The organism is Hoylesella buccalis ATCC 35310, assembly GCF_025151385.1.
GTDB classification, from domain to species: Bacteria; Bacteroidota; Bacteroidia; order Bacteroidales; family Bacteroidaceae; genus Prevotella; species Prevotella buccalis.
The window spans coordinates 2748000-2764141 of the sequence record NZ_CP102287.1; the positions used below are offsets into that span (position 1 = coordinate 2748000).

The 16142-nt window shown below is 45.4% G+C and carries 14 protein-coding genes; 10 read left to right on the top strand and 4 right to left on the bottom strand.

Annotated features, from left to right (window positions below; all coding sequences use genetic code 11):
* Window positions 1-67: 67 nt before the first annotated feature.
* Window positions 68-253, top strand: a complete 186-nt coding sequence (locus NQ518_RS11305) for a hypothetical protein (RefSeq protein WP_227961817.1) — start codon at window positions 68-70, stop codon at window positions 251-253.
* Between the two features lie 56 nt (window positions 254-309).
* Here the strand turns inward: NQ518_RS11305 and NQ518_RS11310 are convergent, their stop codons facing one another.
* Window positions 310-1392 carry a mannose-1-phosphate guanylyltransferase gene (locus NQ518_RS11310; protein WP_227961815.1) on the bottom strand — a complete coding sequence of 361 codons (1083 nt, stop codon included), beginning with the start codon at window positions 1390-1392 and terminating at the stop codon, window positions 310-312.
* A gap of 770 nt (window positions 1393-2162) precedes the next feature.
* On the opposite strand from NQ518_RS11310, the gene NQ518_RS11315 reads away from it, so the two are divergent.
* The 4 genes from NQ518_RS11315 to NQ518_RS11330 all read left to right on the top strand — a co-directional run bounded on the left by NQ518_RS11315 (window position 2163) and on the right by NQ518_RS11330 (window position 8636).
* On the top strand, window positions 2163-4958 hold the full coding sequence (locus tag NQ518_RS11315; protein ID WP_227961813.1) for a TonB-dependent receptor: 2796 nt from the start codon (window positions 2163-2165) through the stop codon (window positions 4956-4958).
* Between the two features lie 54 nt (window positions 4959-5012).
* The gene (locus tag NQ518_RS11320) at window positions 5013-6527 is read left to right on the top strand and encodes a hypothetical protein (RefSeq protein ID WP_227961811.1); all 1515 of its coding nucleotides are present in this window, start codon (window positions 5013-5015) and stop codon (window positions 6525-6527) included.
* Between the two features lie 357 nt (window positions 6528-6884).
* Entirely contained in the window at window positions 6885-7253 is a 369-nt protein-coding gene (locus NQ518_RS11325) for a BlaI/MecI/CopY family transcriptional regulator (protein WP_025072043.1), read from the top strand.
* Window positions 7254-7319: 66 nt separating this feature from the next.
* The gene (locus NQ518_RS11330) at window positions 7320-8636 is read left to right on the top strand and encodes a M56 family metallopeptidase (protein ID WP_227961810.1); all 1317 of its coding nucleotides are present in this window, start codon (window positions 7320-7322) and stop codon (window positions 8634-8636) included.
* 676 nt (window positions 8637-9312) lie between these two features.
* On the opposite strand, the gene nadD is transcribed toward NQ518_RS11330, so the two are convergent.
* From nadD to NQ518_RS11345, 3 genes are all read right to left on the bottom strand, one after another.
* Entirely contained in the window at window positions 9313-9888 is a 576-nt protein-coding gene (nadD, locus tag NQ518_RS11335) for a nicotinate (nicotinamide) nucleotide adenylyltransferase (RefSeq protein ID WP_227961808.1), read from the bottom strand.
* Window positions 9889-9902: 14 nt separating this feature from the next.
* Window positions 9903-10577, bottom strand: a complete 675-nt coding sequence (gene gmk / locus NQ518_RS11340) for a guanylate kinase (protein ID WP_227961806.1) — start codon at window positions 10575-10577, stop codon at window positions 9903-9905.
* Window positions 10578-10770: 193 nt separating this feature from the next.
* Window positions 10771-11646, bottom strand: coding sequence for a YicC/YloC family endoribonuclease (locus NQ518_RS11345; protein ID WP_004350879.1), 876 nt, complete (start codon window positions 11644-11646; stop codon window positions 10771-10773).
* A 91-nt stretch (window positions 11647-11737) separates the two neighbouring features.
* On the opposite strand from NQ518_RS11345, the gene tsaB reads away from it, so the two are divergent.
* From tsaB to NQ518_RS11370, 5 genes are read left to right on the top strand one after another with little or no spacing between them, the layout of a single operon-like run.
* A complete protein-coding gene (gene tsaB, locus NQ518_RS11350; RefSeq protein ID WP_227961804.1) occupies window positions 11738-12430 on the top strand; it encodes a tRNA (adenosine(37)-N6)-threonylcarbamoyltransferase complex dimerization subunit type 1 TsaB in 693 nt (230 codons plus the stop codon).
* A gap of 51 nt (window positions 12431-12481) precedes the next feature.
* The gene (locus tag NQ518_RS11355) at window positions 12482-13075 is read left to right on the top strand and encodes a DUF4290 domain-containing protein (RefSeq protein ID WP_227961802.1); all 594 of its coding nucleotides are present in this window, start codon (window positions 12482-12484) and stop codon (window positions 13073-13075) included.
* 4 nt (window positions 13076-13079) lie between these two features.
* The gene (murA, locus tag NQ518_RS11360; protein ID WP_227205251.1) at window positions 13080-14393 is read left to right on the top strand and encodes a UDP-N-acetylglucosamine 1-carboxyvinyltransferase; all 1314 of its coding nucleotides are present in this window, start codon (window positions 13080-13082) and stop codon (window positions 14391-14393) included.
* A complete protein-coding gene (rimM, locus tag NQ518_RS11365) occupies window positions 14386-14904 on the top strand; it encodes a ribosome maturation factor RimM (protein WP_227205249.1) in 519 nt (172 codons plus the stop codon). Before murA ends, rimM begins: the two co-directional genes overlap by 8 nt.
* Window positions 14905-14933: 29 nt before the next feature.
* Window positions 14934-16088, top strand: a complete 1155-nt coding sequence (locus tag NQ518_RS11370; protein WP_227205247.1) for a 1-deoxy-D-xylulose-5-phosphate reductoisomerase — start codon at window positions 14934-14936, stop codon at window positions 16086-16088.
* The last annotated feature ends 54 nt before the right edge of the window (window positions 16089-16142 follow it).

A 16142-nucleotide genomic window follows, 5' to 3' on the forward strand; every position in this document is an offset into this window, starting at 1 on the left:
TCTTATGAATCAATCATATAATCCTTATTGAATACTGAATGATAGATGAAAAAACGGACATTCAGCCTTGTCGTCTACGCTTGCATCACTGCTTTTGCTGGCTCCTTTTACCGGTAAGTCGATGATGGGCGACGTGTTGACCTTTGTGTTGGCGCAGCCTTATTTCGACTTTATGCCGAGTGTTCGATACGGTGAACTCATCTTGGATGGCACATACCATAAGCATGATGAAGATATTTCTTCATCATGTTAAATCGCTCGTCTAATTGTTTATATGTTAATAATAAGCACGGTCAAATTGAAAAACGTTTATATATAGTCCGTTCCCTTCTTGATTTGCACCTCATTGACATATTTTCTCACCAGTGCCGACGAGTCTTCTTTCTTGCAAATAAGCAATACGTTGCCATGTTCGGCGATGATGTAGCCATCCAGTCCGTTGAGGATGGCCAGCTTATCTTTCGGCAACTTGATGACATTATTTTGGCAATCTTCAAGGATGACGTTGCTGTCGATCACCACATTGTCCGATTCGCTCTTCTGCATGGCCTCGTAGATGCTGTGCCACGTACCGATGTCGGCCCAGCCAAAGTTGCATTTCATGACGTACACCCGTTCTGATTTCTCCAGCACACCGTTGTCAACCGACAGGTTGGGGTACAGTGGGAAGTTTTTATTGATGAAATGGTTCTCCTCTTCGATGGTCCAATGGGGCGTCATGGCATCGAGATTGCGCAACACAGAGGGCAGCAACTTGAACAGACAGTGGCTCAAATAGCGTATGTTTGCCATGAACATGCCCGTGTTCCAATAAAACTCACCGCTCTCCACAAACATCTTGGCAAAATCTCTTTCGGGTTTTTCGGTGAACGACTGTACTTGATAAACGCCGTTCTCCGCCGGCTCGCCCAATTGAATGTAGCCATATCCAGGCTCTGGTCTGGTGGGCTTGATGCCCAGGGTGAGCAGCTCATCTCTCTGACTGACAAAAGCAAATCCCTCCTGGATGTCGCTTACAAAGGCGTCCTCGTTCTGAATCATTTGGTCGGACGGCGTCACCAACAGGTTCGCGTTGGGGTTGAATCGCATGATGCGATGTGCGGCCCATGCCACGCTTGGTGCCGTGTTGCGGTGGATGGGTTCGGCCAAGATGCGGTCTTCCGTGATGTCGGGCAACTGCTGATGAACGTCATCAAGGTATGACTGATTGGTGCTGATGAAGATATTATTGGGTGGAACTACCTTGAGCATCCGGTCGTATGTTTGCTGCAAAAGCGTACGTCCTGTGCCAAAGAAGTCGATGAATTGTTTCGGCGTGGCTTCACGACTGCAAGGCCAAAGGCGTTTACCTTTTCCTCCGGCCAGAATGACACAGTATTGGCTATCTGACATGATGGTATGGTTAGTTGTTGATTAGATTTCAAAGGTACGAAAATAAACCATACCGAACAATTATTTTAGTTTTATTTTGACCCAGTATTAAATATTCACACCTCATTGAAAGATGGCGAAAAAAGTGGGTTCATGTAGATGAATATTCTTGACAACGTACCTCTTTCTCCTTGGCTTATTTGCGAGCAGTCATGGTGGTGGTTGCAAATAACGCAAGCATGAGCTACTTTTGTATGTGATTGTTGTATAATGCGTTATAGGGATGATGATGCCTTGGGTAGCTGCTTCTTCGGCTTTTTGTCGCCAATAGCATAGCTTTTAACCTCCAATCTGCATGCTTTTGGCGGGCAAGAACATGCCTATTGCCCCACAAAGTGATGCTTCTTGCAGCGTCATCTCATTGTTTTTCATGAAAAAGAGCGATTTCTCAGCCAAATAATCTGCTGTTTGCTCCTTGCTTGCCTATTGATTTTTTCTATATTGAAAGTTTTCAATTGCTGTTTTAGGGCCTCTTTTTTGATAAAAAATCGGACAATCTGTAGGGGCGTGATTCATCACGTTCCGTCGCCATTAGCGTGAAAAAGAGCAACGTTTAACGGTGGGGCCGTGATTCATCGCCAATCTGGTTTGGCGCACAGCAAGTTGCAATAGTAATGAAACAGATGTTGTGAGTTTGTCACATAGTTGTATCGTTATCATCATATTACGGAAATAAAAATGCAACATCATACCCGTACTTTTGCAGCGTAAAAATTAGTTCAGTATTTCTAATGAAGACAATGAAAAGGGGATTGGTAGCTGCATGCATGCTACTACTGATGAGTTTACAAATGGCCGGCCAAGAGATTAGCGGCACGGTGGTGGATGCTAAAAGCAAGGAGCCGTTGATAGGTGCGACCATCGAGATGGCAGGTGGCAAGCCAGCCGGCGTCACTGACATGGATGGTAGGTTTAAACTTACCGGGCTCAAGGAACAAAAATACACGCTTATAATAAGGTACGTTTCTTATAAGGCCAAAACGCTTAGAGGGGTTCTCACCGGAACAACCGACCTGGTGGTGGAGATGAGCGCCGACGAGCAAACGCTGAAAGAAGTGCAGATAACAGCTGCGGTCAAACAAACTACCGAGACTGCCATGGTGCAGTTGGCGAAAGAGAGTCCTTATGTGATGAGCAACATCTCTTCGCAAGAGATTCGTCGCACGCAAGACTCAAATGCCGGTGAGGTAATTAGGCGTGTGCCAGGCGTGAGTTTGATAGAAGATAAGTTCGTGATGGTGCGCGGCCTGTCCCAGCGTTATAATAATGTATGGGTGAATGGGGGTGCTGTTCCCAGCAGTGAAGCCGACTCAAGGGCTTTCTCGTTTGATATTGTACCCAGCTCACAAATAGACAATTTGTTGATTGTAAAAACCCAATCGCCCGAATATCCATCTGATTATAGTGGTGGATTTATCGTGTTGAACACAAAAGAGATACCGTCAGAAAACTCGTTCTCGCTATCCTTAGGAGGCAATTGGAATACCCAGTCGGCCTTTCAAGACTTTACCTACGCCAAAGGTTCGAATACCGATTTTCTTGGATTTGATGGCGGTTTGCGCTCGTTGGACGGCGGCATTCACAGTCAACTAAAAACCTTATCAGACCAAGCGATTAGCTTATTGGATAACGGATTGAACAATGACTGGCACGAGAAGACGAAGAAACCTTTGGGAGATTTGAAACTTTCTGCCAATTGGAATCACCAATGGGACGTGAATCGGTACAGGCTGGGGATGATAGTGGCGCTGAATTACAGTAACGAATACAGAACCTATCGGGACATGGAGAACAACCTGTTTGGTATTTATGACGCCCAAAACGACCGTGAAAACTATCTGCGCCAATCGGTTGACAACCAGTTTAACAACAATGTGCGATTGGGTAGCATGTTCAATCTTACGCTCATGTCGAAAAATGGGAAAAACAAATACCAACTAAAAAATATCTTTAACCAGTTGGGCAACAATCGCTATACCGAGCGTAACGGCATCAGTGCACAGTCGAACAATGAACAATCGGCAGAATATTATTATCGTAGTCGTACCACCTATAATGCACAGCTTACCGGAAAGCATACGCTAAGGGCGCATGAGTTAGACTGGAATGTGGGATATGCATACGCCAATCGGCACATTCCCGACCGTCGACGCTATTTGGTCAACGATGCCATTGAGACCAATCGGTTAGGATTGTTGACAGGAAACGATGTGTCACGTGAGTGGACACAGTTGGATGAACACATTGTGTCGGGGAGTGTGAACGACAAGTTTACCTTTAATTGGGGACAATGGGAGCCATTTTTGAAGTATGGTGCGTATGGCGAATATCGTACCCGCGATTACACAACTCGCGAATTGATATACAATTGGAACACGTCTAACAACAACATGCCAGACGGATTCAGGTACATGGAGATGCCAACCCTGCTGAGCGATGCCTCTTACTTTGGCGTGGACAAGTTGCATTTGCTGGAGCAAATGCACATGCGCAACGACTATATCGGACACAACACGTTAGGCGCAGGATACTTGGCAATGTCTCTCCCCTTTGGCAAGTTAGGTATCTACGCCGGTGTCCGATTTGAACATAACAACATGGAGTTGGTATCAAATACACGAGACACAGAAGTGAGTCATGTCAGTACATTTTATAAAACCAACGACCTGTTTCCTTCGCTCAACACCACTTATAAGTTTAATGATCAACATCAACTGCGTTTGTCGTATGGAAGAAGTATCAACCGACCAGAGTTTCGTGAAGTGTCCTCATCAGTATATTATGATTTCGACTTAGCCTCCGATGTAAAAGGTAATCCTAACTTAAAAAATGCGTATGTGGACAACATCGATTTACGATACGAATACTATCCAAGTCGAGGCGAACAGATATCAGTAGCCGCGTTTTACAAACACTTTAAGCATCCTATTGAGTGGACCTATACGGTGACAGGAGGTACAGATTTGAATTATTCGTACATCAATGCCTTGGCTGCCAACAATTATGGACTGGAGTTGGACATCAAGAAATCGCTCGATTTCATCGGTCTTCCTCATTTCAGTTGGTCACTCAACGGGGCTTTGATTAAGAGTAGTGTGCAGTTTGAAAAGGGATCTAAGGAAAAAGACAGGCCCATGCAAGGGCAGTCACCTTATCTGATTAACACAGGAATATTTTATAAGAACGAGGCGCACCAAATGCACATCGCCTTGTTATACAATCGCATAGGCAAACGTATTATAGGCGTGGGACGTAGCGAAGGCACCACTTCGGGCGACAATATCAATGCCCGCGTGCCCGATAGCTATGAGATGCCACGGGATGTTATTGATTTGACGGCTTCTAAAAAGTTTGGAAATCACTGGGAACTTAAATTGGGCGTGCGCGATTTGTTAGCACAGAAAGTGTATTATAAGCAATTTGCTGACGTTACTTATGCCGATGGAGCCAAGAAAGAGGTAACCGAAATCAGTCGTTGTTACCAACCCGGACGCAATCTATCCTTGTCGGTTATCTATCAATTTTGAAAACTAAGTTAATATAAATATCATATTTCGTTCATTGATTAAAACAAAACAAAGATGAAAAAAAGTTTGAATTTATGGGGATTGATGACAATCCTAACGCTCTCTCTCGGTTTTACTGCTTGTGGAGATGAAGAAGATGAGCCGGTTGATAAAAAGGAGTCAACGACCCAATACGTTTGGGGAACAGATGGTGGGTTAAAGAGTTGTGACCACTTGTTGTTCACTGACGGTAAGGAAGACCCTAATGGTAAGGAGATTGGCAATGGCAATCAGGAGTTTGTCTTCAAGGGGAAACAAACGCTAAAGAAAGGTACTTATCTGCTGAAGGGCTGGGTGTATATTGCCGAAGGCTCGGAACTGACCATTGAACCAGGTACTATCATCAAGGGTGATAAGGCGACAAAGGCTGCCCTGATTGCAGAGCGAGGTGGAAAACTCATTGCGAAAGGCACGCCTACAGAACCTATTGTGTTTACATCGGCACAAGCCAAAGGCAATCGTAAGCCTGGAGATTGGGGTGGTGTCATCCTCTGTGGAAAGGCTGTAAACAATCAGCAGGAAATGGAAATAGAAGGAGGTCCACGCACGAAGCATGGAGGCAATGACAATGCAGACAACTCGGGTGTACTGAGTTATGTGCGTATTGAGTTTGCTGGTTATCCATTCAGACAGGATAAAGAAATCAATGGCTTGACCTTAGGCTCGGTAGGAAGTGGCACACAGCTCGACCATATCCAGGTTTCTTACTCCAATGACGACTCTTACGAGTGGTTTGGAGGTGCGGTAAACGCTAAGTATCTCATTGCTTACAAAGGTTGGGATGATGATTTTGACACTGACAATGGCTATTGCGGTATGGTACAATTTGGTCTTGTTGTACGTGACTCGAAGCTTGCGGATGCCTCTCAAAGCAATGGATTTGAAAGTGATAACAATGGTTCAGGATCGGCCGTTGAGCCTTATACCACTGCACAATTCTCGAATATCACGTTTATAGGACCTAAATTGGATAAGAACTTCCAAAACAAGCCCGATTATATTACAGGTGGAAGTATGAATCCCAATAATGGTTCGGCACTCGGTAAGTTCCAATCTGCCATGCAAATTCGTCGTAACTCTCGCTTGAGTTGTTACAATACGTTGGCCATTGGCTATCCTATCGGCCTGATGCTTGATAACGAAAAGGGCGACACACAGGGTGCTGCCACAGCTGGAAAACTCAGTTTGAAGAACATTTGGTTTGCAGGGATGGATGCCATCGGTTCGGATATGAACAAGAAATATGAGGACGAGTTGGTTACTGACTATAAAGCAAAGAAGGCAGATAGCAGCAAGAAATCATTCTCTACCACCTTCTTCTTATCACAGGGTAACATCGTGAAGGAGTCTTGGGAAGGCCTGATTGATACCAAAACATTCAAACCTTTGGCATCAAGTCCGTTGCTGAACGCTGCTTCTTTCACCGGATTGAAAGGCTTTAAGACAGTTTCTTACATTGGAGCCTTTGCTGCAAACGATAACTGGGCTGAAGGTTGGACTGAGTTTGATCCAGAAAATGCCAATTATTGATTGTACGTTGATGCGACAGTAAATTTGTAGGTTTTAGCGATTCTATAGCGGATCGTATAGATAAGTAGTTTTTTTTATGACTTCTTATACTTGTCTATACGAAACGTTATAGAATCTTTTTTTGATGCATCAATCAGCCCAATAGTACACCTAACAAGTACTATTTTGTGCAGAAATACGAATTACGATATATTCGTAATAATATTAAAAACAACTACTTCTGATAAATATTTATGATTTATTAACTAATAAACGCTTGCAGTTATTACGAAAAGTTCGTAGATTTGCGAGTGATAAGCGATCGATGGGCTGACATCAGTCAGTTGCTTATTATTTAAGTTGATAATACGCAAGATGATGAATATGGAAAAATTGACAGTACAAGAAGAAGAGGTCATGCAACGTATATGGCAATTAGGAAGTTGTACGGTAAAGCAAATATTAGGTGAACTGGGCACGCCTCCACCGCCATACACCACTGTTGCTTCGGTGGTGAACAACCTCAAGCGCAAAGACTTTGTAAATCAAGAGCAGCGAGGGAACACCTACGTTTACTCTCCTGCCATTCCAGAAGAGAAGTACAAACAGCACTGTATGTCGCGCTTTGTTCGTGATTACTTTAGTAACTCGTTCAAGGACATGGTGTCTTTCTTTGCGAAAGAAGAGAAACTGTCTTCTGAAGACTTGCAAGACATCATTGACCAAATTGAGAAGGGTAACGAATAAACTCCTTTCCTAATCGCTGGTTAGAAAATAATAGATTTGAACACGCACACTTAAAAAATACAGATTATGCTTATCTATCTCGTCAAAGTGAACATAGCCCTCATACTGTTGTATGGCTTTTATCAGATGTTTTGTGCCAAAGACACGTTTTTTGGCTGGAGAAGAGGTCTTTTGTTAGGCATTTATGCCATCGCCTTCTTGGTTCCATTGATGCCAACAATCGATTGGCTCATGACCGCTGAAACCACTCAAGGAATGGCATTAACGTACCGGCAAGTAGTGCTTCCTGAGCTAACTGTTGGAGCAGAGAATGCCAAGCAGACTTGGATGAACGCAGTGCAGTGGATATATATAGGTGGGGTAGCGGTACTCTTGCTTCGGATGTTGGTGCAAGTAGGCATGATTGTGGCCATGATTATCCGCACCAAGACGCGCGATATAGACGGTTGCAAGGTACATATCATCAAGGGCAAAGGCAGTCCGTTCTCCTTTTTCCAATGGATATTTGTGAATCCCGACGCACAAACGCCTGTTCAACTGCACGAGATATTGGTGCACGAGCAGACACATGCCAGACAATGGCATTCGATAGATGTCATTTGTTCCGAACTCTTTACCATCGTATGTTGGATGAATCCTTTTGCATGGTTGTTGAGACGAGAGGTGAGAATGAACATAGAATATTTGGCAGATCATCGAGTGGTGACAAATGGAATCAACTCTAAAACCTACCAGTACCACCTATTAGGATTGTCGTATCAAAAGAATGTAGCTACAATTTCAAATAACTTCAATGTTTTACCATTAAAAAAAAGAATCAAGATGATGAACAAACGCAGAACAAAACCCGTAGGAAAGGTTAAATACTTGTTTTTCCTTCCGCTCGTAGCCGCACTCCTCGCAGCGAGCAACATAGAGAGTATCGCACGCTCTATCAGTGAACAACCCACTATTGTGAAGAAAGATAGCGTGAAAGTTTTGCGGTACACGCTACCACAAAAGCCCAAAAAGAAGCAGACACCGGTCAAAAAACAGAAGAAAGGTGGCGCAGTAAAAGATGATGCTGATAAAGTATATACGGTATCATCAGTGATGCCCGAGTACGAAGGAGGCATACCTGCTTTAATGAATTTTTTGGCAACAAACATGAAATATCCCGTAGAGGCGCAGAAAAAGAAAATAGAAGGGCGCGTCATCGTGAGTTTTGTTGTAGAAAAAGATGGATCGCTGTCAAACTTTAAGGTTGTCAGATCTATTGACCCATTATTAGATGCAGAGGCCCTCAGAGTGGCAAAGTTGCAAAAGAAATGGAAGCCTGGATATGAAAAAGGCAAGCCTGTGCGGGTTCAATACACACTTCCCATCACTTTTAAGTTGCAATAAACTTATCGATCAATGAAGCGAATGTGAATAAGCACGCGGCTCTTTCATAGAAGAGAAAGGTTGTTGATGATGAAAAACAATCTTTGTTCTATTGTTTCAACCACAATACTAATGAATGAAATGAATCGCACTGCTTGTTTCCATTCGCTTCATTTTGCGTCATTTATTATAACAACACTGCCCCTTTAATGACGGCATTGCATCATTTTCCACATATCATTTTGGGTATAAACGATCTATTGTCTTTGTCTTATTGTTTTACCAAAAAACGACCATTGAAAATCTTCAAACTAGAAAAAATCAATAGGCAAACAGGCTGCAAGCGAGGAGATGATTTGAACATAATAAGCGGCTTTCAAAGTTAGAGCATTGACTTTATGGTCTTGGAAACATGCATTAGAGGTCTTATTCACATGCTATTGCTGCATGAAAGTATACAAATTGGAGGCTTATCTCAATGCTCTTGTCGTCAAAAAAAGAAAAAATCATGGACGAAAAAAGACGATTTGAGTATAACGTACACAATGTCAATGGATTATAAAAGTTGCTCATAATTTGCGTATTTGCGACCAACTTTGCCGTTGGTTGTCTACACAAGAATTATGAGCGGCACTTTGTAAAGAAAAATCAGCTTTTATAATCCTTTCATGTTGCGTATCTCCAACCCAACATACGATCATGGATGCGGGTAATACCGAGTGGCAAGTGGAATAATTTCTGGTGGAATCAGTTGGTTTACATCTTCGCCTTGCTGGATGCGTCGGCGCACTTCGGTACTGCTGATGTTGTAAAGAGGCGTGTCCAACAGGTGGACGTTGAGGGGCAAACTTTGTTTGTTGATGGGAGCGTTGAGGCGAGGATAGATGATAATCTCGTAATTTCGCAGGATGTCTTCATGGTGTGCCCACTGATTAAATACCAACCAGTTGTCGGCTCCGATGATGAGTGTGAATGATATTTCGGGATGCGCGGTGGACAAATGTCGCAGCGTGTTCCAGGTGTATGATGGTTTGGACAGGTGAAATTCGGTATCGCAGGCGATGAGTTTCGGCTCGTTTTGAAGGGCCGTTCGTGTCATTTCCAAGCGCAAATGGTCGTCAAGCAATTCGTTTTGGGGCTTCAGGGGATTCTGAGGAGACACCATGAACCATATCTCATCCAAGGCGGAAAGCCTGAGAATATGCTTTGCCAACTGGATGTGACCGTTGTGTATGGGATTGAAAGACCCACCGTAGATGCCTATTTGTTTCATCGTGTCGGGTGATTTCACGCTTTCTTTCCTTCTAAAAATGTGCGGATGACCTCCAGTGTTTCCTGTTTTGCCTTTGCCAAATCGTCATTGATCACGATTTTGTCAAATTGAGATGCGAATGAAAGCTCGTATGAAGCCTTGGCCAGACGGTCTTCTATGACACTCTGTGCATCGGTGGCACGCCCTTCCAACCGACGGCGAAGCTCATCTACCGAGGGCGGCTGTATAAAGATGCTCAGTGCCCTTTCACCATAAAACCGCTTGATGTTGATGCCGCCTTTGACATCTACGTCGAACACAACGTTTTGCCCGGCAGCCAACTGTTTGTCCACTTGCGCCTTCAAAGTGCCGTAAAATCGGTCTTCATAAACCTCCTCATATTCCAAAAACTCATCGTTGTCAATACGTTCGCGAAACTCTTGAGGACTGACGAAGAAGTATTCTACGCCATCTCGTTCGGTACCTCTTGGCTTGCGACTGGTACAGGAGATGGAGAAAGCCAGTTTTAGTTCGGGATGTTCTTCCATGAGCCAGTTCACGATAGTGCTCTTACCACTGCCCGAAGGGGCCGAGAAGATGATGAGATGAGATGAGAGCCTCCCCCCGCCCCTCCGAAGGAGGGGAGCCTTTTCCGCAGACTCTGTTTCTTGGACGGTTTGCTGTTTGTTTTGTTCGTTTAGATGATTCATGATTTGTCTTATTTGCTTTAGTACGTTTTGTGTGTCTGCCAACACAATGAAAACAGCCGTTCTACCCATCTCAAAGATAACTTGTGTAGCTCCTTTATGTTTGCGTAGCGTGATAATTGCCAGTATTTCCTTCCATCTTAGGCTATAGCTCCCCTCCTTCGGAGGGGTTGGGGGAGGCTGTATTTTTTGGGGTCTATAGTGCATTGAACACCTGTTCTTTGATTTGTTCCAGTTCGTCTTTCATCTTCACCACGATGTTCTGTAACTCCGCGAGATTACTTTTCGACCCCGTTGTGTTGATTTCTCGGCCCATCTCTTGTGCGATGAAGCCCAGTTTCTTTCCTACGGGTTCGTTCTCGTTCATGGTGGTGCGGAAGTATTTCAGGTGATTGGCCAGCCGCTGTTTCTCCTCACTGATGTCGAGTTTCTCGATGTAATAAATCAGTTCTTGCTCCAGACGGTTCTTATCATACTCAACATCAGGAATCTGAGAGAGGCCGTCAACGATGCGAGCGCGTATCTTTTCAACACGCAACTTTTCGTATGGTTCAATCTCATTCAGTAGGTTGGTGATGTTGTCCAGCTTCTCGGTGAACTTCTTTTGCAGTGCGGCACCTTCTTGTTTGCGGAAGTCGATAAGCTGGTTGAGAGCCTCTGTGATGGTCTTTTGTGCGACAGCCCATTCTTCATCATCAAGCACTTCGGTCTCGGTCTTGATGGTCACATCGGGAAGAGAGAGTAAGGTGCGGAACCAATCTTGCGGTTCGGGCAGTCCGGTCGTGGCTGCTATTTGTTTGATTTGCTTGTAATAATTCTCAACAACCTCGCTGTTGATGGGAGAAAGGTCGGTTGATGCGTCTTTTTCTATCCAGATGGAGAAGTCTATCTTGCCACGCTCTAACGCATGAGCGACTTGTTGGCGAATCTCTAATTCTTTCTCTCGGTACAGTGGGGCGATACGTGTAGAGAGATCAAGCGACTTGCTGTTGAGTGATTTGATTTCGACATTGATTTTCTTTTCCTTGTAGATAGTGGTTGCCTTTCCGTAACCTGTCATCGATTGTATCATAATTTCAACACGTTAAATTTATGCAAAAGTAATCATTTTGCAGGAAAAAAGCGTAAATTTGCATTTTATTTAGGTAATATTTACGATACATATGTCGTGTATTTTAAGCATAGAGACAAGTACGGACGTGTGTTCCGTGGCCGTAAGCCAAGATGGAACATGCATCTTTGAGAGAGAAGATCACAGCGGTCCCAACCATGCCGTGAAGTTGGGTGTGTATGTAGATGAAGCACTGTCGTTCATAGACAGTCATTTGATTCCGCTCGATGGCGTGGCAGTGAGTTGCGGTCCGGGTTCGTATACCGGGCTGCGTATCGGGGTGTCGATGGCCAAAGGTGTTTGCTATGGGCGTTCGGTCAAGTTGATTTCCGTTCCGACGCTCGAGCTTTTGTGTGTCCCCGTGTTACTGAGCGAGCAGATACAAGAGGAAGATGCGTTGTTGTGTCCCATGCTGGATGCCCGTAGAATGGAGGTGTATGCGCAGCTTTTCGACCGTTCTTTGAAAGAGATTCGACCGATACAAGCCGACGTGGTAGATCACGAAACGTATAAATCATATTTGGATGAGCATCCCGTATATTTCTTTGGAAATGGTGCAGAGAAGTGTTTGGAGGCCATCAACCACCCTAACGCGCACCTCATCAAAGGCGTAGAACCCTTGGCTAAGAACATGTTCCCATTGGCGGAGAAGCGCATGATGAACGAACAGTTCGAGGATGTGGCCTATTTCGTCCCGTTCTATTTGAAGGACTTTGTGGCCAAATCACCCAAGAAGTTGCTTTAAGAGCATGGGGCTCGCTGCGACGAGGCTTTTAGTTGATAAATAAATTGAACTATGGATATTGAAGGATTAGATTATAATACCCAGCGCGAGAAACTCATCTTGCCCGAGTATGGCCGTGAAGTGCAGAACATGGTAGACCATGCCGTATCGCTCACTAACAAGGATGAGCGTCAACGATGTGCCGAAACCATTGTCGCAATCATGGCTCGAATGTTTCCACAGAGTCGTGAGAACGAGGATGTTCAGCGGAAAATGTGGGATCATCTTGCCATCATGAGCAACTTTAAGCTTGACATCGACTATCCTTATGATGTTTCGCAGGCGGCCAAGATTTATGCAAAGCCCGAACCATTGAAATATCCTATGAACCGAATTCCTGTGCGTCACTATGGAAACATGGTGTTCGAGATGTTTGAAAAGCTCAAGACCATGAAGCCTGGTGACGAGCGTGACGAGTTGGCTCGCGTTACAGCAAACCAGATGAAACGCAACCTAATGCAGTGGGGACATGGCTCCTCGGATGATGAGAAGGTGGCTTTCGATCTCGAAAAGTTCACCGACGGCAAAATCGTTCTTGACCTGGATACCTTCAAGTTCGACCGGATGGACGCGCGTCCCAACGATAGAAGGAAAAAGAGACGATAGGCGTATGGAGGCATTTGTCATTGAAGGCGGCCATCAGCTGAGCGGAACAATCAAACCACAAGGTGCCAAGAACGAGGCGTTGCAGGTGATTTGTGCGACGCTTCTCACCTCCGATCCGGTCACAATCAAGAATATTCCAGACATTCTTGACGTCAACAACTTGATTAAATTGATACAAGAGATTGGCGTCAAGGTCACCCGAATCAATAAAAATGATTATGTTTTCCAGGCAGACGAGGTTAATCTCGACTATCTGGACAGCGACGCTTTCGTAAATAAATGCTCATCCTTGCGCGGCTCTGTTTTGATGATTGGGCCTTTGTTGGGTCGCTTTGGCAGGAGTACCATCGCCAAACCAGGCGGTGATAAGATAGGTCGTCGTCGATTGGATACCCACTTTTTAGGCTTCAAGGCGTTGGGAGCGAAGTTTAGACATGACGCAGCTCGTGACGTGTATCACATAGAAACGGCAAACAAGCTCAAAGGCTGTTACATGCTCTTGGATGAGGCTTCGGTTACAGGAACGGCCAATATCATCATGACAGCCGTGATGGCAGAGGGGACAACCACCGTGTACAATGCGGCTTGCGAACCCTATATCCAGCAGTTGTGCCATCTGTTGAATGCCATGGGCGCCAACATCAGTGGCATTGCATCGAACTTGTTGACCATTGTTGGTGTTAAGTCGCTGCACAAAGCCAAACACACGGTCTTGCCAGACATGATTGAGGTGGGGTCGTTCATCGGCATGGCAGCCATGGTAGGCAATGGCGTGAGAATCAAAGATGTGGCTGTTCGGCACTTGGGCATCATCCCCGATACCTTCAAACGCTTGGGAATTAAAATCAAGATTGAAGGCAACGATTTGTTCATTCCCCGTCAACCGCACTACCAAATCGACTCGTTTATCGATGGTACCATCATGACTTTGAGCGATGCTCCATGGCCTGGCCTTACGCCCGACTTGCTGTCAGTGCTGTTGGTGGTAGCCACACAGGCGCGTGGTTGTGTGCTTTTTCATCAGAAAATGTTTGAAAGCCGTCTGTTTTTCGTGGATAAACTGATTGACATGCGCGCTCAAATCATCCTATGCGACCCACATCGTGCGGTGGTTATCGGTCACGATCGCCAGTTTAGACTGCGTGCCGGCCGCATGACCAGTCCCGACATCCGCGCCGGTATCGCACTGTTGATTGCGGCATTGAGTGCAGAAGGTACCAGCAGAATAGAAAACATCGCCCAGATAGACAGAGGGTACGAGGACATAGAGGCTCGACTCAACGCGTTGGGCGCACATATCAAGCGTGTCGATGATTAAGGAAGAAGACGTTTACCGCATAGGCAAGATTGGCAAACCGCATGGTGTTAAAGGCGAGTTGTCATTCCATTTTACCGACGATGTGTTCAATCGTACGGAGAGTTCCTATCTTATTTTGAAAATTGATGGCATCTTCGTACCTTTCTTCCTGGAGGAATATCGCTTTAGAAGTGATGAAACGGTCTTGGTGAAGTTTTGCGATGTCGATACGCAGGACAAGGCTCGTCAGCTGACAGGCTGCGAGGTTTTCTTCCCAAGGGCGATTGCTGAGTCAGATGATGCTCATCTCTCGTGGGCGCAAATCATAGAGTTTGCCTTGAAAGATGCGCAAACCGGTCAGCTGATTGGCACGATCAGTTCGGTAGATGACAGCACCGAAAACGTTCTGTTTGAACTGGAAGACGGCACACTGATTCCCGCTAACGAGGATTTATTACAGCAAATAGATGCACAAAACAAAGAAATAACGATACAATTGCCCGATGGCTTGCTCGACTTATCAGATAAGTAAAGCCGCTTGGCACTTTTTCATAACGATCAATGAAGAAACAAATATGTATATTAGGCTCAACAGGCAGCATCGGTACACAAGCACTCGATGTCATTGAGCAGCATGCCGACTTGTATGAAGCCTATTGTCTCACCGCCAACAACCGGTATGAAGAACTGGCTGTGCAAGCCCGAAAGTTCAAGCCTGCTGCGGTGGTTATCGCCAATGAAAGTCTGTACGAACCGCTCTGTCGGTTGTTGGATGACTGTCCTGAGGTGAAGGTTTATGCGGGCAAGGCGGCGCTTGATGAAATCGTACAGGCCGAACCGATAGACATGGTGCTTACGGCATTAGTTGGATTTGCAGGGCTTTCGCCAACCATTCAGGCCATCAAGGCGCACAAAAAGGTGTGTTTAGCTAACAAGGAGACGCTTGTCGTGGCGGGTGAACTGATTTGCAAGTTGGCTCAACAGTATCATGTACCTATTCTACCTGTCGATTCTGAACACAGTGCCATCTTCCAATCTCTGGTCGGTGAAGATGACAACGAGATTGAAAAGATATTGCTGACAGCCAGTGGGGGCCCTTTCCGAACGTTCACGCTGGAGCAGATGAAGGACGTTACCGCTGCTGATGCGCTCAAACATCCAACGTGGGAGATGGGTGCCAAGATTACGATTGACTCGGCAACGATGATGAACAAAGGTTTCGAGGTTATCGAAGCCAAGTGGCTTTTTGGCGTTCCAGCGGAAAAAATACAGGTGTTGATTCATCCGCAGAGCATCGTCCACAGCGCCGTTCAGTTCGTAGACGGCGGCGTCAAGGCGCAACTCGGCGTGCCAGACATGCGTCTACCGATACAATATGCTTTCTCGTTTCCCAAGCGATTGCATCTAGATGGCGCTCGCTTGGACTTGTTCCATCAGCCCTTGGAGTTCTTTGAGCCCGACTTCACGAAGTTCAAATGTCTGGCGCTGGCCTATGAATCCATCCGTCAGGGCGGCAACATGCCCTGTGTGGTGAATGCTGCCAATGAGGTGGTGAATGAGGCTTTCCGACAAGGACGGTGTACTTATCTGGACATGGCTGACGTTATAGAGAAAACAATGGAGCGTGTTGCTTTCGATGCGGCACCCACCTTTGAAACCTATGTCGAGACAGATGCGATGGCTCGCCGTATGGCTAACGAATTAATTACAAAATGATTATGGAGATACCAGGGTGCTTGTGCTTACTATCAAGCTCCTTTTAGCTCCGAA